This is a genomic window from Nitrospirillum pindoramense (assembly GCF_007827955.1).
Lineage (GTDB): Bacteria > Pseudomonadota > Alphaproteobacteria > Azospirillales > Azospirillaceae > Nitrospirillum > Nitrospirillum amazonense_B.
Genome location: NZ_VITR01000008.1, coordinates 219,162 through 237,180 on the forward strand (window position 1 = coordinate 219,162; position 18,019 = coordinate 237,180).

General features: G+C 66.9%; 17 protein-coding genes. 7 read left to right on the forward strand and 10 right to left on the reverse strand.

The window, feature by feature from the left end; all coding sequences use genetic code 11:
* The first annotated feature begins 32 nt into the window (after positions 1-32).
* Both FBZ90_RS15305 and FBZ90_RS15310 read left to right on the forward strand, forming a co-directional pair.
* Positions 33-1,304 (forward strand): glycosyltransferase family 4 protein, encoded by a 1,272-nt coding sequence (locus tag FBZ90_RS15305; RefSeq protein ID WP_145733513.1) that lies wholly within the window; start codon positions 33-35, stop codon positions 1,302-1,304.
* Complete coding sequence (locus tag FBZ90_RS15310) at positions 1,301-2,740, forward strand: oligosaccharide flippase family protein (protein WP_145733515.1); 1,440 nt, start codon at positions 1,301-1,303, stop codon at positions 2,738-2,740. Before FBZ90_RS15305 ends, FBZ90_RS15310 begins: the two co-directional genes overlap by 4 nt.
* Here the strand turns inward: FBZ90_RS15310 and FBZ90_RS15315 are convergent.
* The 3 genes from FBZ90_RS15315 to FBZ90_RS15325 form a co-directional block, all read right to left on the reverse strand.
* The gene (locus FBZ90_RS15315) at positions 2,733-3,761 is read right to left on the reverse strand and encodes a radical SAM protein (protein ID WP_145733518.1); all 1,029 of its coding nucleotides are present in this window, start codon (positions 3,759-3,761) and stop codon (positions 2,733-2,735) included. The two genes, FBZ90_RS15310 and FBZ90_RS15315, sit on opposite strands and share 8 nt — an antisense overlap.
* 78 nt (positions 3,762-3,839) lie before the next feature.
* A complete protein-coding gene (locus FBZ90_RS15320) occupies positions 3,840-4,631 on the reverse strand; it encodes a PIG-L family deacetylase (RefSeq protein ID WP_145733520.1) in 792 nt (263 codons plus the stop codon).
* Entirely contained in the window at positions 4,621-5,757 is a 1,137-nt protein-coding gene (locus tag FBZ90_RS15325; RefSeq protein ID WP_145733522.1) for a glycosyltransferase, read from the reverse strand. The genes FBZ90_RS15320 and FBZ90_RS15325 overlap by 11 nt, the downstream gene beginning before the upstream one ends.
* Before the next feature lie 79 nt (positions 5,758-5,836).
* Between FBZ90_RS15325 and FBZ90_RS15330 the strand changes: the two genes are divergently transcribed.
* The gene (locus FBZ90_RS15330) at positions 5,837-6,328 is read left to right on the forward strand and encodes a DUF2141 domain-containing protein (RefSeq protein ID WP_211102063.1); all 492 of its coding nucleotides are present in this window, start codon (positions 5,837-5,839) and stop codon (positions 6,326-6,328) included.
* Here FBZ90_RS15330 and spt read toward each other — a convergent pair.
* Together spt and FBZ90_RS15340 are read right to left on the reverse strand one after the other, a co-directional pair.
* Positions 6,322-7,557, reverse strand: coding sequence for a serine palmitoyltransferase (gene spt, locus FBZ90_RS15335; RefSeq protein ID WP_145733524.1), 1,236 nt, complete (start codon positions 7,555-7,557; stop codon positions 6,322-6,324). The two genes, FBZ90_RS15330 and spt, sit on opposite strands and share 7 nt — an antisense overlap.
* 3 nt (positions 7,558-7,560) lie before the next feature.
* Positions 7,561-7,812 (reverse strand): acyl carrier protein, encoded by a 252-nt coding sequence (locus FBZ90_RS15340; protein WP_145733526.1) that lies wholly within the window; start codon positions 7,810-7,812, stop codon positions 7,561-7,563.
* A 244-nt stretch (positions 7,813-8,056) separates the two neighbouring features.
* On the opposite strand from FBZ90_RS15340, the gene lptF reads away from it, so the two are divergent.
* Positions 8,057-9,208: an LPS export ABC transporter permease LptF gene (gene lptF, locus FBZ90_RS15345; RefSeq protein WP_145733528.1), complete on the forward strand. Its 1,152-nt coding sequence runs from the start codon at positions 8,057-8,059 to the stop codon at positions 9,206-9,208.
* The gene (lptG, locus tag FBZ90_RS15350) at positions 9,195-10,307 is read left to right on the forward strand and encodes an LPS export ABC transporter permease LptG (protein WP_145733530.1); all 1,113 of its coding nucleotides are present in this window, start codon (positions 9,195-9,197) and stop codon (positions 10,305-10,307) included. The genes lptF and lptG overlap by 14 nt, the downstream gene beginning before the upstream one ends.
* On the opposite strand, the gene FBZ90_RS15355 is transcribed toward lptG, so the two are convergent.
* Genes FBZ90_RS15355 through FBZ90_RS15365 form a run of 3 tightly spaced genes read right to left on the reverse strand, consistent with a single transcriptional unit; the run spans position 10,279 to position 13,019 of the window.
* Positions 10,279-11,160 carry a CDP-alcohol phosphatidyltransferase family protein gene (locus tag FBZ90_RS15355; protein WP_145733532.1) on the reverse strand — a complete coding sequence of 294 codons (882 nt, stop codon included), beginning with the start codon at positions 11,158-11,160 and terminating at the stop codon, positions 10,279-10,281. The genes lptG and FBZ90_RS15355 overlap by 29 nt on opposite strands.
* An 18-nt stretch (positions 11,161-11,178) precedes the next feature.
* On the reverse strand, positions 11,179-11,895 hold the full coding sequence (locus FBZ90_RS15360; protein WP_145733534.1) for a phosphocholine cytidylyltransferase family protein: 717 nt from the start codon (positions 11,893-11,895) through the stop codon (positions 11,179-11,181).
* Positions 11,892-13,019, reverse strand: a complete 1,128-nt coding sequence (locus FBZ90_RS15365; protein WP_145733536.1) for an inositol-3-phosphate synthase — start codon at positions 13,017-13,019, stop codon at positions 11,892-11,894. Before FBZ90_RS15365 ends, FBZ90_RS15360 begins: the two co-directional genes overlap by 4 nt.
* Before the next feature lie 345 nt (positions 13,020-13,364).
* Here FBZ90_RS15365 and FBZ90_RS15370 point away from each other — a divergent pair, with 345 nt between their 5' ends.
* The gene (locus tag FBZ90_RS15370; RefSeq protein ID WP_420872604.1) at positions 13,365-15,074 is read left to right on the forward strand and encodes a fatty acyl-AMP ligase; all 1,710 of its coding nucleotides are present in this window, start codon (positions 13,365-13,367) and stop codon (positions 15,072-15,074) included.
* Positions 15,071-16,036: an NAD-dependent epimerase/dehydratase family protein gene (locus tag FBZ90_RS15375; RefSeq protein WP_145733540.1), complete on the forward strand. Its 966-nt coding sequence runs from the start codon at positions 15,071-15,073 to the stop codon at positions 16,034-16,036. Before FBZ90_RS15370 ends, FBZ90_RS15375 begins: the two co-directional genes overlap by 4 nt.
* A gap of 20 nt (positions 16,037-16,056) precedes the next feature.
* Here the strand turns inward: FBZ90_RS15375 and FBZ90_RS15380 are convergent, their stop codons facing one another.
* Positions 16,057-17,187, reverse strand: coding sequence for a GNAT family N-acetyltransferase (locus FBZ90_RS15380; protein WP_145733542.1), 1,131 nt, complete (start codon positions 17,185-17,187; stop codon positions 16,057-16,059).
* Entirely contained in the window at positions 17,184-17,975 is a 792-nt protein-coding gene (locus FBZ90_RS15385) for a sterol desaturase family protein (RefSeq protein WP_246130433.1), read from the reverse strand. Before FBZ90_RS15385 ends, FBZ90_RS15380 begins: the two co-directional genes overlap by 4 nt.
* Positions 17,976-18,019 lie beyond the last annotated feature (44 nt).

Here is an 18,019-nt window from a genome sequence, read left to right on the forward strand (position 1 = left end):
CGCGCCCGGGTCCCTGCCTGGTATGGTTTTCAATGCGAATATTGTTCACCTTTGAAAATTCCCTCGCCAGCACAGAGGCCGATGCCGAAGTCTTCACGACAACAGCCCGTTATCTCGCCGCGCTGACCGAGCGGTCGTGGATGCATGTGCCGGTGGCGGACGGTGACGCGGCCATCGTGGCCGAGCGGGTCAGCGGCCTGACGGTGGTCCCCGCGCACGCGCCAGCCGGCCCGGCGGCGCTGCGGCATTTCCTGTGCGGGCTGACGCTGCCCTTCCGGGCGGAGTTCAAACAGGCCGATCTGGTCTACACCCGCAACCTCTGGGTCGCCTGGATGGCGCTGCTGTTCGGGCAGCGGGTTGCCTTCGACCACTACCGTCCCTGGCCGGACCAGATCCCGCCCCTGCAATACTGGCTGTACCGCCTGGTCGGCCACCGGCGCTTCATCGTCAAAATCTGCCATTCCGAGTACACGCGGCGGAAGTACCTGGCGCTGGGCCTACCGGAGGACAAGGTGCGCTGCATCCGCAACGGCTTCGAGCCCGCGCGCTTCCAGGCGCGCATCCCGGTGGCGGAGGCGAAGCGGCGCATCGGTGTCGAGCCCGACCGCAAAACGGTGGTCTATACCGGCCGCGTGAACCACAAGAAGGGTCTGGCCCTGGCCATCGAGGCGGCAAGGCTGCGGCCCGACGTGCTGTTCATCCTGGTGGGGTCGTACGGCGAGGGCCCCATCGAGGTGATGGCACGCGACCTGCCCAACGTCCGCATCGTGCCCTACCAGCCGGCGGATGCGCTGGCCGATTACATCTACGCCGCCGACATCCTGCTGATCCCCCCGTCCCGGCTGCCGCTGGCGGAGTTCGGGTCGACCGTGCTGCCGCTGAAGGTGTTCTTCTACTTGGCCTCAGGGCGCCCCATCCTGGCGGGGCAGACGCCGGACGTGGCGGAGGTACTGCGGCATGACGAGAACGCCTATCTTTGCCCACCGGATTCCCCGGCAGAGTTGGTGGCCGGCATCGACGCGCTGCTGACCGATCCCGCCCGCGCCGCCCGCTTGGCGGAGGCTGCCCTGACCGACAGTCAGGGCTACACCTGGGCGGCCCGGGCGGCGCGCATCCACGCGCTGATCCAGGAACGCCTGACGACACCGGCACCGGCGCGGCGCCCCTGGGGCAAGGCGGAGTTCCGGGCGTGGTTCGGCCAGTCGCGGGATTGGCTGCGGCACCTGCTGCGCACGCGGGCCTGGGTCCTGCCGCCCCGGCCGGAACCCGGGACATCCCCCTCCGCCGTCGTTGACCGCCCGTGAGCGACACCGATCATCAGCGACACCTGCGCCGGGGGTTCAACTGGCTGGGCGGCGCCACCGTCCTGGCCAAGGTGATCGACTTCACCACCATCCTGGCGGTGCTGGGCTTCCTCAGCAAACAGCAGGTCGGCGTCGCCTCCCTGGTCATCTCCGCCGGCATGGTGATCGAGGCCTTCGACGGCCTGGGCACGGGCGATGCCCTGCTGCAGGCCCCGTCGGTCAGCAAGCGCCAGTTGGACAGCCTGTTCTGGTTCATCATGGCCGCCGCCCTGGTCATGGGCGCGCTGACCCTGCTGGCGGCGCCGGGGTTCGAGTTGCTGTACGGCGTGCCGGGCATGGCCGCCTATTTCATCGCCGTGGGCGCCAAGCAGCCGCTGGTGGCCGCCGCCGTCATCCCCCTGGCGCTGCTGAACCGGGACCTGCGCTATGAGCGCATCGCCATGGTTAACGTCGCCGCCACCCTGGGCGCCGCCCTAACCCGCCTGGGCCTGGCCATGGCCGGGGCCGGCGCCTGGGCCCTGGTGGCGGGATATGTCGCCAGCGGCCTTTACACCCTGGTCGGCGCCACACTGGCGCGCCCCTTCCGGCCTGGCCTGCATTTCCAACGGGACGACATCGGGGGCCTGGTCCGCTTCGGGTTCCGGGCCGCCGCCGTGAACCTGTTCGAGCAGATCTTCAAGAACATCGACTTCCTGCTGGTTGGCTGGTTCTACGGCGCGGCGCCGCTGGCGCTGTATCGCGTGGCCTTCGACATCGCCATGGAACCGGTGATGGCGGTCGGCACGCTGATCAACCGCACCGCCCTGCCCGTCTTCGCCCGTATGGCCGGAAACCTGGACGGCCTGACCCAGTCGCTGACCTGGTCGCTGCGCCGGCTGGCCCTGCTGACGGCGCCGTTGATGGTGGGGTTGATCCTGGCGGCCGACTCACTGACCGCCCTGATCCACGACGACAACGGCGCCAGCTATGCCGCCGCCGCCCTGCCCCTGAAGCTGCTGGCCGGCGCCGCCCTGCTGCGCGTGACCGCGCAGTTGCTGACCCCCTTGATGATGGCGTCGGGCCGGCCGGGGCTGGCGGCGCGGCTGTCGGCCACCAGCCTGGCCCTGCTCAGCGCCGGCATCGTCGGCGTCGGGCTGCTGCTGCCGGCGGCCATGGGCATCGTCGCCGTTTCAGCGGTATGGCTGGCGCTGTACCCGCCGGTGCTGCTGTGGGGCGCGCACTATCTACGCGGTACCTGGGGCATCGCCGCCGGCACCGTGGCACGGGCCTTCGCGCTGCCGGTGGCGGGCATCGTCGTCATGGCGACGCTGGTCTGGCTCTTGCGCCTGCTGCCAGGCAGCGAACGGCCCGCCGCCGGGGTCGCCATCGTCGTGGCGGCCATGGCGGCGGTATACGGCGGGCTGTTCCGCTACGACCGGGAAAAGCCGGTCAACTGACCGGCTCAGCCGCAGGCCCCTGGGGGGCCGTCGCCTGGGTCGTCGGGTCGGCGATGGTTTGCCGACGGCGGTCGAACATGCTCATCTGATGCACACAGCTGAGGGTGCAGGTCGGCGCGCAGCCCTTTTCCGTATGATACTCCCGCTTGATGTCCTCCAGCGTGTAGTCCAGCAGCGGGATGTTGGGGTATCCGCGCTGCTGTGAGCACCAATGCACCCGGCCATCCTCGGTGACGTAGAGATAGCGGGCGCCGGCACGGCAGTGCCAATCGTTGCCCTGGCCATTCATCAGGTTCTTCTGGAACAGCCAGTAATTCAGGCTGTGTACCAGCGATGGCGAAATCTGGGTGACCTTCTCATAGGCCTGCATTTGCGCCGGGCTCAGCGGCTTCAACGTGCCGCTGCCGTCATGCAGGACGCCCACGGAATGCTGCAGGCCGTATTTGGCGGCCGTCTCCGCCACCGTCACCACGTCCTGCGTCCTTTCCCCGGTCACGCCCAGGACGGAATTGACGTTCACCTTGAACTGGGCGTGCTTGGACAGCAGCTCCAGCTTGCCCTCCACCGACTTCAAGCTCTTCATCGAGATGTCGTCGGGTTCCAGGTTGTCGATGCTGATCTGCATGCCCTGGAGGCCGGCGAGGTTCAGTCGCTCGATCCATTCCTGGGTCAGGCGGAAGCCGTTGGTGATGGTGGTGACGATCATGCCCTGTTCGCGGGCATGGCGAACCGCCTTGTCCAGGTCGGGGTTCAGCAGCGGCTCCCCCCCGGTGAAGGTGATGGACGCGGTCTTCAGCTTCGCCAGATGATCGACGCGCGCCAGCAGGTCCTTCAGCGGAACGGGCGGTGAGAAGTCGTCATATTCGTTGCAGTAGCCGCACGCCAGGTTGCAACGGCGGGTCACCACCACCTGGGCCAGCAGCGGGGTATAGCGCTGCCCGATGGCGCGGGCCGCGAACCGCAGGCCGGAGGCCAGGTTTTCCAGGCGCCCGGGGCGGGCGTTGTCAGTCGTCGACGTCATGAGGACATTCCGGAAAGGGGCCGGGAAACCGGCCAGGAAACAAGGAAGCGTACGAAAACGGAAAAGGTGGGCATCGGGTCAGGCCGGACGATCCGGCAATCGCCGTCGCGCCGGGCGCCAAGGTGGCGGCCACCAGCGCAAGCCTGCCACATCCAACAGAACCTCGCCCGCCAGGGACCTCCCCGACGACTCAGCCGGCGCATGGCCATAGAGCGTCTCCTCCACCGGCCAGCGGTGGAAGGGCGTCCAGGTCCAGGCGCCCTGGCGCCGGTACACCGCCCGGAGGCGCCGCGCCGTGGCGACATCGGGCCGCGCGGCCCGACGCTCGCTCCAGCACGGGTCACCGGCCAGACGACAGGCGAAGGGCCAACTGGCGGCATCGACGTAATTGCTGAACCAGAGGCGGAAGCCAAGCTCCGCCTGCAAGGCCGCGACGGCGCGATGGACCTGGACATGCTCGGCATGTCCGTATTCGCCCCAGGGATTATGGGTGTAGACCTCGGCGCAGCCCTCCAGCACGGGGCGCAGCGCCGCCACCAGGCGAGGAAAGTTGGCCTCGTACCGGCCCCGCGCGTCCGCGTCGCGGATCGCCAGGCCAAAGGGCGTGGCCGCCGGGTTGGCCCGGTCAACGGCGAAGCCGGCCCCGCTTTCCGGTATGCGCAAATCCACCAGGCTGGGTAGCGGCAAGGCGGCGACCGCACGCCGCCGCGCCGCCGCCTTGGCCGGACGGCCGAAGGGGTCGCCGAAACAGAAGACGACGCGGTCGGCGTCGGCCAGCACGGAACTGAGCCACAGGATCTCATCATCCGGGTGGGCAACCACCACGGCCGTAGGCCGCCGGCCCTCCTCATGCCGCCCTTCATGCCGCATGGCCGGTAACCCCGTCGTACAGACGTTCCAACGCGGCGGTCTGGTGGCGGATGTCAAAATGCCGGGCGACATGGCTGCGGGCGTCCGCCCCCATGCGCTGGCGCAGGTCACGGTCGGACAACAGGGCGTCCATGTGACGCGCCAGGGCCTCGGCATCGCGTTCCGGCGCCAACAGGCCGGTTTGACCGTCGATGACGGCCTCTGGAATGCCGCCGATACGGCTGCCGACCACGGGAACGCCGGCGGCGGCGGCCTCCAGCACCACCATGCCCAGGCCCTCCACCCGGCCGCTGCCGGTGCGCACACTGGGCAGGACCAGCATGGCGGCGCGGCGCATGCGCGCCAACACCTCGGCATGGGGCAACGCCCCCAGGAACCGCACCCTCTCACCCACGCCCAACGTCCCCGCAAGCTGCTGCAACGATTGGCGCAAGGGCCCGTCACCGATGATGTCCAGGTGGGTCCCGGGATGCCGGGGCGCAAGGCGGGCGAAGGCGCGGATCAGATATTCCGCCCCCTTGACCTCCACCAGCCGGGCGACATGCAGGATGGTCGGCGTCTCCTCCACCAGGTCGCGGGGCGGGATCGCCTGGGTGTCCACGCCGATGTAATGCACCTGTGTCCGTTCCGGCGGGAAGCCCATGGCCAGGACCCGCTCCCGGATGAAGGCCGAGGCGCAGAGGAACAGGTCACCCTGGCGGGCCAGGCGCCCTCGGAACAGCGGATAATTGATCCATGCCGGCGACAGCATCAGCGCCGCCGTCGACAGGGTGGCGTCAAAGCCATGGAAGGTGGTGACCAGGGGCACGCCCAGGCGTCGCGCCAACGGCAAGGCGTAGACCCCCTCCACGCCGAAATGGGCGTGGATCAGGGCGGGGCGGCGACCGGCGAGCAAGCGCTGATAGGGGCTGGGATCGCGGGTGAGCATCTGCCAGCCGATGCGCGGCAGGGCAAAGTGCGGCCACAGATCCCGCAGGGCCAGGGACTCGGCCCCCTGCGGTCCTGGGCCGTACCGCAGGCGGCCCAGGTACAGCGGCGTATGCCGCCGCAGGAAACGCGCCTGCTCGGTGATGAAGGTTTCCGAAACCCGGAACAGGTTGTGCCGGAAGATGACCACCTCAGCCATGGTGCCCCCCCACGCCACCCTTGCGGTCCGTCCGGTCCCGACCATAGATGATGACCGACGCGAAGGACGGAAGGGCACCATGGTGAAACGGGGCGTGATGATGGCGGGTATCTTGGCGGCGCTGGCCTTGCCGACCGCCGCGTGGGCGGAAAAGGCGACCCCCATGCCGGGCCCGGCCTGCGACGCGGGCGACAGCGGCCAGGTTCGGCTGCGCATCAGCGTAACCGGCATGCGCTCGGCCCAGGGCAACGTCACCATCACCGTCTACCCGGACGATGCGGCGCATTTCCTGGACGGCGCCTACAAGGTGGCGCGCCAGATCCTGCCGGTCACGCTGCCGATGACCGAGGCCTGCATCGTCGTGCCCCAGGCTGGCCATTACGCGGTGGCGCTGTTCCATGATGAAAACGACAATGGCCATTTCGACACGACGATGCTGGGCATCCCGGCGGAGGGGTACGGTTTCTCCAACAATCCGACGCTGTACCTGGGGCCCCCGGACCTGAGCAAGGTACGAATCCCTGCCCAGGCCGGGGACAACCCCGTGTCGGTGCTGATGAAGTATTACTGAGCGGCCACACGCATCTCGGGCGGGGCCGCGGCCTGGTCACCGATCAGTCCCATGGCCCGGCCCGTCTCCGCGAACAACTGCACCGCGTGGTCGATCTGCGACCGGGAATGCGCGGCGCTGACGCTGGACCGCAGCAGGGCAAGGCCCTTGGGCGTGGCCGGCGGCAGGCTGACGTTGGTGTACAGGCCCGCCTCCAGCAACTTGGACCAGAAGGTGAAGGCGGTGGCGGGATCGGGCATGATGGCCGACACCACGGGGCTGGCCTCCGGCCCGATATTGAAGCCCAGGTCGGCCAGCCCGGCGTGGAAGCGGCGCGCGTTGTCCAGCAACTGCTGGCGCAGGGCGGGCCGGTGGCGCAACTGGTTCAGCGCCTCCGTCACCGCCGCGACCACGGACGGCGGCAGCGAGGCCGTGAACATGTAGGGGCGGCTGGCGACACGCAGGATGTCGAAGCCGTCCATGTCGCTGACGCAGAAGCCACCGATGCCGCCCAGACTTTTGGAGAAGGTGCCGACGACGAAATCGACGTCGGCCTCCACGCCGGCGGCCTCGGCCAGGCCCCGGCCCGTACGGCCCAGGACGCCCAGGGAATGCGCCTCATCGATCACCAGGTAGGCGCCCCACTTGCGCTTCACCTCGACGAATTCGCGCAAGGGCGCGGTGTCGCCCAGCATTGAATAGATGCCCTCGACCACGATGATCTTGTCGCCCGGCGTGTCGGCCAGGCGGCGCAGCCGATTGTCGAGATCGGCGGGGTCGTTGTGGCGGAAGCGGGTGACCTGGGCGTGGCCCAGCCGCGAGCCGTCATAGATGCTGGCGTGGCTGTCGGCGTCCAGGATCAGGTGGTCATCCTTGCCGGCGAGCGCCGACAGGATGCCCAGGTTGGCCTGGTAGCCGGTGGAGAACACCATGCCATGCTTGCGACCGTAGAAGTCGGCCAGGTGCCGCTCCAGCTGCCGATGGGTGCCGTAGCTGCCGTTGGCCACCCGGGACCCCGTGGTGCCGGCACCAAGGCGCTGCGTCGCCTCCGCTGCGGCCTCGATCACGGCGCGGTCGTAGGTCAGCCCCAGGTAATTGTTCGTACCGAACAGCAGGATCCGCCGCGCGCCGATCATCGCCTCCGTTGGGGAGAGGACGGTGTCGAAACTGACGTTGAACGGATTGTAGCCGGTGGCCTCTAGACTAGCGAACTGGCCTATGAGCGCCGCGTACTTGTCGAATAGGGCCATGGCTCAGGCGACACCCTTCAGGTCATGTGCCGTGGCGATAAGATCACCGATGGTCTTGACCTCGGCGATCCGGTCCAACGGGATGGAAATGTCGAGGGCATCCTCGATTTCCATGACGAAATCCATGACCGCAACCGAGTCCAGCCCCAGTCCTTCGGTGATGTTCGTATCTTCCGACAGCTCTATTGGACTTGGCAACGACGCCTGAAGGGCATCGAATACAAGTGTGCGGATCTGATCAATTGAGGTAGCCATGCTTTTTAATTGGCCCTGATATCGCGACGGCGCCGACGTAGCCGTGGTCGCATTTTTAGGGAAGGGTTCATATATCCATCGTAACCTTTATAGAAGGCCGCCATCGGATTGTCATAGACATTAGTGCAAGATGTCATATATCGCGAGTGACGGTGGCCTTCCCCATGCCTAAGGGTGGTGACCGGGCCATGCCCGGGTAGCGTAACGCCCTGGATTCACGGAACGTACGGGGCGACGGACGATTTTGATCATCGAACGCTATCTGATCCGGGAAGTGGCGACGCCCTTGGCGGCTGTACTCGGCATTCTCACCACCCTTTTCGCCGGCTACAGCACCGCGGGCCTGCTGTCCGATGCGGTGAACGGCCTGCTGCCCACGGGTGCCATCGCGGAATTGGTGGGCCTTAAGCTGCTGATCGCGCTGGAGGTGCTGATCCCCATCTCGCTGTACGTCTCGGTGGTCATGGCGTTCGGCAAGTTGTATGGCGACTCCGAATTCACGGCCATGTACGCCCTGAACGTCTCGCCCGGCATGGTGTTGCGCGCGGTGTTCATGCTGTCGGCTGGGCTGGCGGGGGCCGTGTTGCTGCTGTCGCTGCATGTCCGGCCCTGGGCTTATGAGAAATCCCACGAGATCACCCGCCGGGCCCAGCTGTCGATGAACGTGGACGCGATGGAGTCGGGCACCTTCTACCTGAACAAGCATGGGGGCCGGGTCATCTTCTTCCCCCGCCGCGAGGGAATCAGGGGGCCCGCCAAGGACGTTTTCATACAAATCCAGCATCCCGACACCACCGACATCATCCTGGCCCAGAGCGCCCGCGCCCTGCCGCCGAGGCAGGACGGCGGCTCGAACGTCCGCCTGGACAACGCGCACGTCTATTTCCTGGGCAAGAGCGATACCACCCAGGATCGGATGATGGATGTGGGCAGCATCACGCTGGACCCAGCCAATCACAATATCGCCCCGGAGGAATACAGCGCGACGGGTGTACCAACCGCGCGCTTGGCCAGGTCCAGCAACCCCGCTGACATTGCGGAGTTCCAGTGGCGGCTGTCGACTCCGCTGTCCACCTTGCTGCTGGGCATGCTGGGCATGCCGCTCAGCCGCGTGCAGCCGCGGCAGGGCGGCCGCTACGCCAAGTTCGGCACGGCAATCCTGGTTTATTCGGGCTACTACATGCTCTGCACCTCGGCCCGGACCTGGGTGCAGCATGGCACCGTCAGCGCCATTCCGGGAATCTGGTGGGCGCCGGCGTTGCTGGGGCTTTTCCTGATCGCGGCGCTATACTGGCCGCAATGGAACGTCGCGTTCCACGTCCGGACCCTGCTCCGGCGGTTGGCAGGCGATCTGCGGGTCCCACCGGAACAGACGGCGCGCCATGACCCAGCTTGACCGCTATGTCGGCGGCGCCGCGCTCAAGGCCTTCCTGCTGGTGGCGGCGGGCCTGGCGGCACTGTTCAGCCTGCTGGAGTTCGTGGAACAGCTGAAATCGGTCGGCGAGGGACAGTACCGGGTCATCAACGCCCTGGTCTACGTGCTGCTGACCAGCCCGTCGCGTCTGCTGCAGGTGGCGCCGGTGGCCATGCTGATCGGCACGCTGCTGGCGCTGGGCAGCCTGGCCAAGGATTCGGAGCTGACCGCCCTGCGCGCGCTCTGCGTTTCCGAAATCCGCATCATCGCGTCGGTGCTGAAGGTGTTGCCGCCGGTGATCGCCGTGCTGTTCGTCATCGCGGAGTTCATCGTGCCGCCGGCGCAACATTTGGCGATAACCCAGCGGTCGGCCGCCCTGGCGGATTCGCCGCTGGCGGACAGCGGCGACACCCTGTGGGCGGGCGGCGCGCAGCAGTACCTGAACGTTCAGCGGATCGAGAGCAAGAACGTCCTGCGCGGCATCAACATCTACGACTTCTCCGACGACGGGCGGCTGGAGACCTTCATCCATGCCGAACGGGCGGAGATCGGGGCGGAGGGCCCCTGGCTGTTGCGCGAGGTGACGCGCAAAAGCATCGTCGCCCGGCGCTTCCAGACCGAACACCTGGAAACGCTGTCGTGGCAGTCCTTCCTGCCGGGCAAGCGGGTGCAGGATCTGATGCCGGCGCCGGAGAACATGTCGCCCACCACCCTGTACCGCTACGTGCGGGCCATGACCCGCCAGGGCCAGCACGCCGTGCGTTATGAACAGGAACTATGGAACAAGATCGGCATGCCGCTGGCCATGCTGGCCATGGCCCTGATCGCCGCCCCCTTCGTGTTCGGTCCGCCACGCTCGCAGAACACCGGCCAGCAGATCACCATCGGCGCCGGCATCGGCATCGTCTTCTCATTGACCCAGCAGATCTCCAACCGGCTGGACCTGCTGCTGAACCTCAACCCGGCGGTGACGGCGCTGGGACCGTCCTGCATCCTGATCGGGCTGGCGGCGTACCTGTTCTACCGGTCGCACCGCATCCGCCCGGTGCCGGCTATGCCGCCGCCGGTTCCAGCCCCTTGAGGAACCGGGCGTTGCGCGCCGCCTGACGCGACAGCAACACGGCCATGATCAGGCTGAAGCCCACCAGCTCGAACCAGAAGTACAGCAGCGGATGGCCGATGGCGGCGGCGATGAAGATGCCCAACGTGCGGTAATTCGCCGACAGGATGGACCAGTGCCGCACCGATGGGGCGAAGGCGGCGCGATAGGCGGCGCGGATATCCGGTGCCCGCGCCGGATCGGCGGCCAAAGCCCGCCCCAGATCCTCATGAAAGCCCAGGGTTACGCCGGTGGTGAGGTATTGCAGCCGGACATAGAGGCGGTACAGCGCGCCGAAACCGCCCTGGTCCCGCTTGGGCGGGGCGTCCAGTTTCGCCAGCTCGGCGGACTTCCGCCCCCAGCCCCAGAAGTTGTAGCACTGCCGCTGCATCTCATAGGCGGCTGACTGCGCGGCATGGGCGACGCCGGCGGCCACGACCACCAGCCAGACCCAGGCGCCCTGCTCCTGCGCCAAGCTAGTCGCCAGGCCGACATAGACGGCGATGAAGGTCACGTAATCGCAGATGCCGTCCAGGATCTTGCCCATCTCGGACTGGGCATTGGTCAGACGGGCCAATTGGCCATCGGCGCCGTCCATGACGTGCCAGGCGATCATCAGCAGGAAACCGGCCACCGACCAGCCCAGTCCCTGGTAATGGGAATAAGCCCAGCCGGCCGCCAAGCCGAACGCCATCCCCGCCAGGGACACCGCGTTAGGGGTGATGCCCAAGGCGGCGAAACGCGGCGTCAGCCAGGCGGAAATGGGGTGGATAAAATAAAGGTTGGTGACTTCCTCGATCTCGGAAGTCCGCCGGACGGGTTCGCTGGTTTCCATGATGTCAGAACCGGAATGTCAAAGCTGGCCGGCGTCCAACAGCGTTTCCGCCTTGGCGAAGGCGGCGGGGTCGTCCACGTCGATCCAGATGCGCTCACCAATGTCCAGGACCAGCGCCTTCTTCCAGCCCGCGAGCACGTTCATGGCCCCCGAAATGCTGTCGTCACCCTTGGCTTGACTGGCCTCCAGGGCTGTGAACATGCCGGGGGTGCAGAGGAAGACGCCGGTGTCGAAGGCATTGAAGTCACGGATGACCTTGCCGATGTTCTCGATGCGGCCGTCCACGCACTTCACGCGGGTGACATCCTCGGGATCGTTCAGCGGTCGGTCGATGTTGAAATCGACCGCCAAGGTCACGGTGTCCGTCCCCGCCGGGGCCGCCATCAGGGCCCGGAAAATTCCGGGATCCACCAGATGATCGCACATGGTCAGCAGGAACGGTTCCGTCAGCTGCGCCCGCGCCTTATGCACCGAGATGCCGTTGGCACGGTCCCATTCGTCATTGACGACGTGGGTAACGGTCACGCCCAGGGTGGGGGCGAGCGCATCCAGAGCCGCGCGCAGCTCCTGCCCGCGGTAGCCGCTGACGACCACGAATTCGTCGACGCCGGCGCTGTGGGCGCCCTGGATCACCCGCTCGATCAGCGGGCTGCCCTTGATCGGGATAAGGGGCTTGGACAGCCCCTTATCCCGCAGCCGGGTTCCCTGCCCGGCGGCGACGATCAGGCACTTCATTTGGCGACGGCGAGCTTCAGCGTGTTGCCGCGGATGAAGGTCTCGGTCATCTGGTAGGCATCGTCATCGGTGTACTGCACCGGCGGATGCTTGCAGAAGTAAGCGCTGGGGCCTTCGAGAACGCCGCCGATGCCATTGTCCAGGGCCAGCTTGCAGCAGCGGATCATGTCGATGACCACGCCGGCGGAGTTGGGGGAATCCTCGACCGACAGGCGCAGTTCGATGTCCATGGGGACGTCACCGAACAGATGGCCTTCCATGCGGATGAAGCACAGCTTGTTGTCGTTCTGCCAGGGAACATAATCGCTGGGGCCGACGTGGATGTTCTCATCCTCGATGCGCTTGTGGGCGACGGCCTGCACCGCCTCCGTCTTCGAGGTCTTCTTGGACACCAGGCGGGCCTGGTTCTTCATGTTCAGGAAGTCGGTGTTGCCGCCGGTGTTGAGCTGGTAGGTGCGTAGCAGCTTCACACCGCGCTTGGCGAACAGGTCGGTCAGCACGCGGTGGGTGATGGTGGCGCCCACCTGGGACTTGATGTCGTCGCCGACGATGGGCAGGTTGCGCGCCTTGAATCGGTCGGCGAACGCCTTATCGCTGGCGATGAACACCGGCATGTTGTTGACGAAGGCCAGGCCGGCCTCCAACGCGCACTCGGCGTAGAAGCGGGCGGCCTGTTCGGAACCCACCGGCATGTAGTTCAGCAGGACCTCGGCGCCAGTGCGCTTCAGTTCCGCGACGATCTCAGCCTTGGTCAGCTCGACCGCGTCGGAGCGGACGAAGGTCCGATCCTCGGAATAGTCGGCCATGTGCTCGGAAATGCCGTCCAGCACCTGGCCCATCTTCACGATGACGCCGCTGTCGGGAATGTCGGCCTGGAAAATCTTGGTGCAATTCGGCTTGGCGAAGATGGCGCGGTGCACATCCGTGCCGACCTTGCGGGCATCGACGTCGAAAGCGGCCACCACCTCGATGTCGCACGGCAGGTAACCGCCGATCTCGCGGTGCATGAGACCGACCACACCCTCCCGGCACCGTTCCGGCGTGTAGTAGTGGATGCCTTGGATGAGCGCGCTCGCGCAGTTTCCGATCCCCGCAATGGCGATACGGATTTTGCCCTTTTGCATGACGTAACCTGTGAGTTGCTAGGTTATCGGAACCACGTCTGCCGCATTTTGTTGCGGACAGCCTATCGTTGCAGCGGCGATACCCCGCGCACTTGCATGACGATAATGCGTGAAACAGCTTAGAAACAGCACTGACATATTTCTGCTAAGTCATATCCTGAACACCCGGTCGCTGCGAGAGGCGATGCCAGCACCTTTTCGGGAGGGAGCCTCCACCCGCGCGCATATTGCGTTTTAGCTACTAATTTGCATAGCTGTCAGCAGCCTTTCAGCTAGCCACGGTAGAGCTAGGTTAGAATTCCGACTATGACGTCAGCCACACCCTCCCATCGTCCTGGGCTTCCCGTGCGTTACGCGGATTTCGGCTCCATCGCCGAAGCGCTGGATTACGCGGCACAAGGCCCCACCGGCTTCAACTTTTACTCGGGCAAAGGTGTACTCAGCGAAGCGCTTACTTACGCCAGGCTGCGGGACGAGGCGATCACGCTCGCCCGGCGGCTGCTGGGCGCCGGCTTGCAGCCGGGTGAGCGCGTCGGCCTGATCGCCGAAAGCGACGGCGACTTCGTCCGCGCCTTCTTCGCCTGCCAATATGCCGGCCTGGTGCCAGCCCCCCTGCCCCTGCCCGCCGCCTTCGGTGGCAAGGATACCTACATCGCGCACATCCGGCGCATGCTGGAAAGCTGCGGGGCGACGGCGGCCTTCGGTCCCGCCATGCTGGGCGACTGGCTGGCCCCGGCGGTGGCGGGGCTTGGCCTCAGGATGTCCGGCACCCTGGACCAGCTGGCCACGGTGGCGCCGCATCAGGGGGACCTGCCGCCGCAGGACCCGGATGGCATCAGCTATCTGCAATTCTCATCCGGCAGCACCCGCTTCCCCATGGGGATCGCCGTCACCCACCGCGCCTTTCTCAGCAACGCCGCCCATGTGGGCCGCAGCGGGCTGATGATCGGCGACGGCGACCGGTGCGTGTCCTGGCTGCCGTTTTACCATGACATGGGCCTGGTCGGTTTCCTCCTGATCCCCATGGCCTGCCAGGTGTCGGTGGACACGCTGCCGACGCGGGAGTTCGCGCGCCGGCCGCTGATCTGGCTGGACCTGATCAGCCGCAACCGGGGGACCATCTCCTACAGCCCGTCCTTCGGCTATGAGTTGTGCGCCCGGCGTGCCGAGACTCTGCCGACCGACGGCATCGACCTGTCGAGCTGGCGCAGCGCCGGCATCGGCGGCGACATGATTCGGCCCAAGGTGCTGGCCAACTTCGCCAGCCGCTTCGCCGCCAACGGCTTCAGCGCGGGCGCCTTCGTGCCCAGCTACGGCATGGCGGAGGCCACCCTGGCCCTGAATTTCACACCGAGGGGCCAGGGCGCGCAGGTCGACGTGGTCGACAGCATCGTCCTGGAGAACGAGCACCGGGCCGTGGCACCGGCGAACGACGGGGACCGCAGCCGCACCTTCGTCCTGTGCGGGCGCATCCTGCCCGAGCATGAGATCGAGGTGCGCGACGCGGCCGGCTCACCGCAGCCGCAGCGCCGCATCGGCCGCATTTTCGTCCGCGGGCCCAGCCTGATGACCGGCTATTACGGTGCGCCCGAGGAAACCGCCCGAGTCCTGGATGCCGAGGGATGGCTGGACACCGGCGACCTGGGCTATCTGCTGGACGACCAGATCGTCATCACCGGCCGGGCCAAGGACCTGATCATCGTCAACGGCCGCAACCTGTGGCCTCAGGATCTGGAATGGACAGCCGAGGCGGAGGTCGCCTCCCTGCGCAGCGGCGACGTCGCGGTGTTCTCCGTCGATAACGGCCTGGAAGAGGAAGTGGTGACGCTGGTCCAATGCCGCAGCCCGGATCCTGCGGCACGGGACTCGCTGACCGACGCCATCGCCAATGTCTTCCGCAGTCGGCACGGCGTCCTGTCGCGCATTGTCCTGGTCCCGCCGCACAGCCTGCCCCAGACGACGTCGGGCAAGCTGAGTCGCAGCCGGGCGCGGGCGATGTACCTGGACGGCGCCTTCACCGCCGCCAACGCCGCCCCGGTGGCCAAGAGCGCATGACGGGCGCGCCCCTGGTCGCGGTCACGGGGGCGACGGGTTTTCTCGGCGGACATCTTGTCCAGGTCCTGGCCAAGGCGGGCGCGCGCGTGCGGATCCTGGCCCGCCGGCCTCCGGCCGCAGGGGTAGGTGACGATGTGGAGGTCGTGCCGGGTGATCTGGCCGACGACGGCGCCCTGCGGCGCCTGGCCAAGGACGCCCACGTCCTGATCCATGCCGCCGGGCTGATCAAAGCGCGGGACCGGGAAACCTTCCTGCGCGTCAACCGCGACGGCGCCGCCCAGGCGGCGCGGCTGCTGCGGGAGACGGCGCCCGGCGCGCGACTCGTCGCCATTTCCTCCCTCGCCGCGCGAGAGCCGCACCTGTCCCCCTACGCCGCCAGCAAGCGGGCGGGCGAGGACGCGCTGCGCCTGGTCTACGCCGACACGCCGCGTCACCTCACCATCCTGCGACCGCCCATGATCTATGGCCCCGGGGATCGCGAGACCCTGGCCATCTTCCAGGCGGCACGCTGGCCTTGGGCCGTGCTGGTCGGGACTGGGCGCATCGCGGCGGTCCATGTCACGGACGCCGCCGCCGCCATCGCGGCCGTGGCCATGGGGCCACACGCGGATCTGGCGGCCGGCGGCACCTGGGCCCTGGCCGATGACACCCCGGGCGGTTATCCCATGGCCGAGGTGATGCGCCAGGCCGCCCAGGCGATGGGGCGCTCCGCCCCACCCCGCCTGGTGGACATACCGGGACCGCTGCTGCTGGCGGCCGGACGGCTCTCGTCCCGATGGGGGGCGTTACGGGGCACGGCACCCATCTTCACCGAGGGCAAGGCGCGCGAAATCCTGCATCCGGACTGGACGGTGACGCCGCAAGAACTGCTGCCCGCCGCCCTGCACGCCCCCAGGATCGGCTTGGCCGAAGGTTTCCGCGACACCGTCGCCTGGTACAGGGCCGCCGGCTGGCTGAAATAAGCCAAGCGGCGGCTTGGGTCTCACAGGTCCTTGCCGTAGATGCGGTAGGTCTTGTACGCGACGCCGCCCAGGCTTTCGTTGATGCGGCGCATGGGCATGTTGTCCTCCAGAATCCAGGACAGTTCGATGTGCTGGAACCCCATGGCGGCGGCATCCTTGCGCACCGCGTCGATGAGCAGGAAGGGCAGCAGGCTGCCGATCACGCCTTGTGAAGCCGACTTGCGGATGCCCATCAGCGGCACACGGGCGGTCTTCAGGCCCGCGACCTTCATGCGCCACAACAGCTTGGCCCAACCGAAGGGCAGCAGACGGCCGTTCAGGTCGCGGATCGCCTCGTTCAGGTTCGGCAGGCAGACGATGAAGCCCACCGCCTGTCCGTCCACTTCCACGAAACGGACCAGACGGGGGTCCAGCAAGGGCCGCAACGACTTCGCCAGGTGATCGGTCTCGATCTCCGTCAGGGGCACGAATCCCCAGTTGTCCTGCCACGCATCGTTGAAGATGGAGGTGACGGCCCGGATCTCGTCATCGTACCGCTTGAAATCCATGCGGCGGACGGTCAGGCCCTTGGGCAAGGGCCGGTCGATCAGCCGGCGGGCGCCGGCGGGCAGTGGCTGGGTGATGTCGTAGAGATAGGCGTAGACATCCTTATTCTTGGCCAACCCCTGCTTTTCCAACCGCGGCCCCAGGTAGGGCTTGTCATGCCCCATCAGCAGCATGGGCGGGGTATCGAACCCATCCACCAGCAGGCCGATCTCCTCATTGATGTTGAGGTTGAAGGGCCCCTGCATGCGGGTCATGCCGCGTGAGCGCAGCCAGGCCGCCGCCGTATCCAGCAGCGCCTTCACCACCGCGGCGTCATCCACCGCGGCGATCATGCCGAACTGCCCGGCGGCGCCGGGGTCGCGGGCCCGGGCATGATGGTCGATCTGGGCGCTGATCCGGCCCACGTCGCGGCCGTCCCGCCGCGCCAGCCAGAACTGGACATCGGCATGGCCGAAGAAGGGGTTCTTGCTGGTCAGCGCCTCTTTACGTTCCAGATGCAGCGGCGCGATGTAGTGGGGATCGTCCTTGTGCAGCCCCTCGGGCAGCCGGATGAATCGGTCGAGCAGGGCGGCACCCGCGACCGGAATGATCTCAACCGAACTCACGAGGCGGCACCCCCTGTCTCAGAAGCGGCAAAGGCGGACGGTGGACGGTCCCGCGGCGGCGCGCCGGTCGCCCGCATCACCCAGGGATAGCGCTGCGCCTCGGCCACGTCATAACCTAGATTGAAGACGGTGGCGCTTTTGGGGCAGTCACGCGCGGAAGCGAAATAGGTGCCGAACAACCGGTCCGGCGTGAAGCTGACGATACCCAGGTTGGTATCCTCATTATGGAAATGGTGGATCAGATGATCCCGCTTCAGCTTCAGGATGAACGGGTTCGTGGGCTTGTAATTCAGATGCTGGATGCAGTGGATGAATTCATACACGCAGGTCAGGACCAGGCCCATGGACAGCGCGGCGGCGGCGGCAGGCCAGCCACCGATGGCATAACCGACAGGCACCGTCACGCAGGCGATGGTGGGCAGCGTGTTCAGCGGCGAACCGAACAGGACCTCCAGCAGGTGGGGATCCTGGTGATGGTCGAAATGGATGCGCTTCCAGAGGGTGGCGCTCCACTTCATCTTGTACAGCCAGCGGCCGTGCAGGATGTAGCGGTGGATGAGGTACCAGGCCATCGGGTACACCAGGAAGACGGCCACGACAGCGAGGGCCGGCGGAACGGCACTGTCCGCCGTCACGGCGGCGTAGCCAGCCGCAAGGACGGCCAGGACAGCGTAAACCTGGATCGCGGGATGGGTGAGGTATGCGCCCCACAGGTCCGCCAGGGTCATGCGGCCCAAATCATAACTGCGCCCGTGCCAAGCGCGGCCCCAGGCGAGCTTTTGTGCCATTTTTTCGTCCTCGGGTTTCGGGAAAAACCGCCCATGGGAGCGGT

Excerpts from the sequence above, each read along its gene's own strand:
- FBZ90_RS15340 (WP_145733526.1), bottom strand. The coding sequence starts at position 7,812 with ATGGCTACCTCAATTGATCAGATCCGCACACTTGTATTCGATGCCCTT.
- FBZ90_RS15365 (WP_145733536.1), bottom strand. The coding sequence starts at position 13,019 with ATGCAAAAGGGCAAAATCCGTATCGCCATTGCGGGGATCGGAAACTGC.
- FBZ90_RS15305 (WP_145733513.1), top strand. The coding sequence starts at position 33 with ATGCGAATATTGTTCACCTTTGAAAATTCCCTCGCCAGCACAGAGGCC.
- FBZ90_RS15385 (WP_246130433.1), bottom strand. The coding sequence starts at position 17,975 with ATGGCACAAAAGCTCGCCTGGGGCCGCGCTTGGCACGGGCGCAGTTAT.
- FBZ90_RS15375 (WP_145733540.1), top strand. The coding sequence starts at position 15,071 with ATGACGGGCGCGCCCCTGGTCGCGGTCACGGGGGCGACGGGTTTTCTC.
- FBZ90_RS15355 (WP_145733532.1), bottom strand. The coding sequence starts at position 11,160 with ATGGAAACCAGCGAACCCGTCCGGCGGACTTCCGAGATCGAGGAAGTC.
- FBZ90_RS15315 (WP_145733518.1), bottom strand. The coding sequence starts at position 3,761 with ATGACGTCGACGACTGACAACGCCCGCCCCGGGCGCCTGGAAAACCTG.
- lptG (WP_145733530.1), top strand. The coding sequence starts at position 9,195 with ATGACCCAGCTTGACCGCTATGTCGGCGGCGCCGCGCTCAAGGCCTTC.
- FBZ90_RS15330 (WP_211102063.1), top strand. The coding sequence starts at position 5,837 with ATGGTGAAACGGGGCGTGATGATGGCGGGTATCTTGGCGGCGCTGGCC.
- FBZ90_RS15320 (WP_145733520.1), bottom strand. The coding sequence starts at position 4,631 with ATGCGGCATGAAGGGCGGCATGAGGAGGGCCGGCGGCCTACGGCCGTG.
- FBZ90_RS15360 (WP_145733534.1), bottom strand. The coding sequence starts at position 11,895 with ATGAAGTGCCTGATCGTCGCCGCCGGGCAGGGAACCCGGCTGCGGGAT.
- spt (WP_145733524.1), bottom strand. The coding sequence starts at position 7,557 with ATGGCCCTATTCGACAAGTACGCGGCGCTCATAGGCCAGTTCGCTAGT.
- FBZ90_RS15325 (WP_145733522.1), bottom strand. The coding sequence starts at position 5,757 with ATGGCTGAGGTGGTCATCTTCCGGCACAACCTGTTCCGGGTTTCGGAA.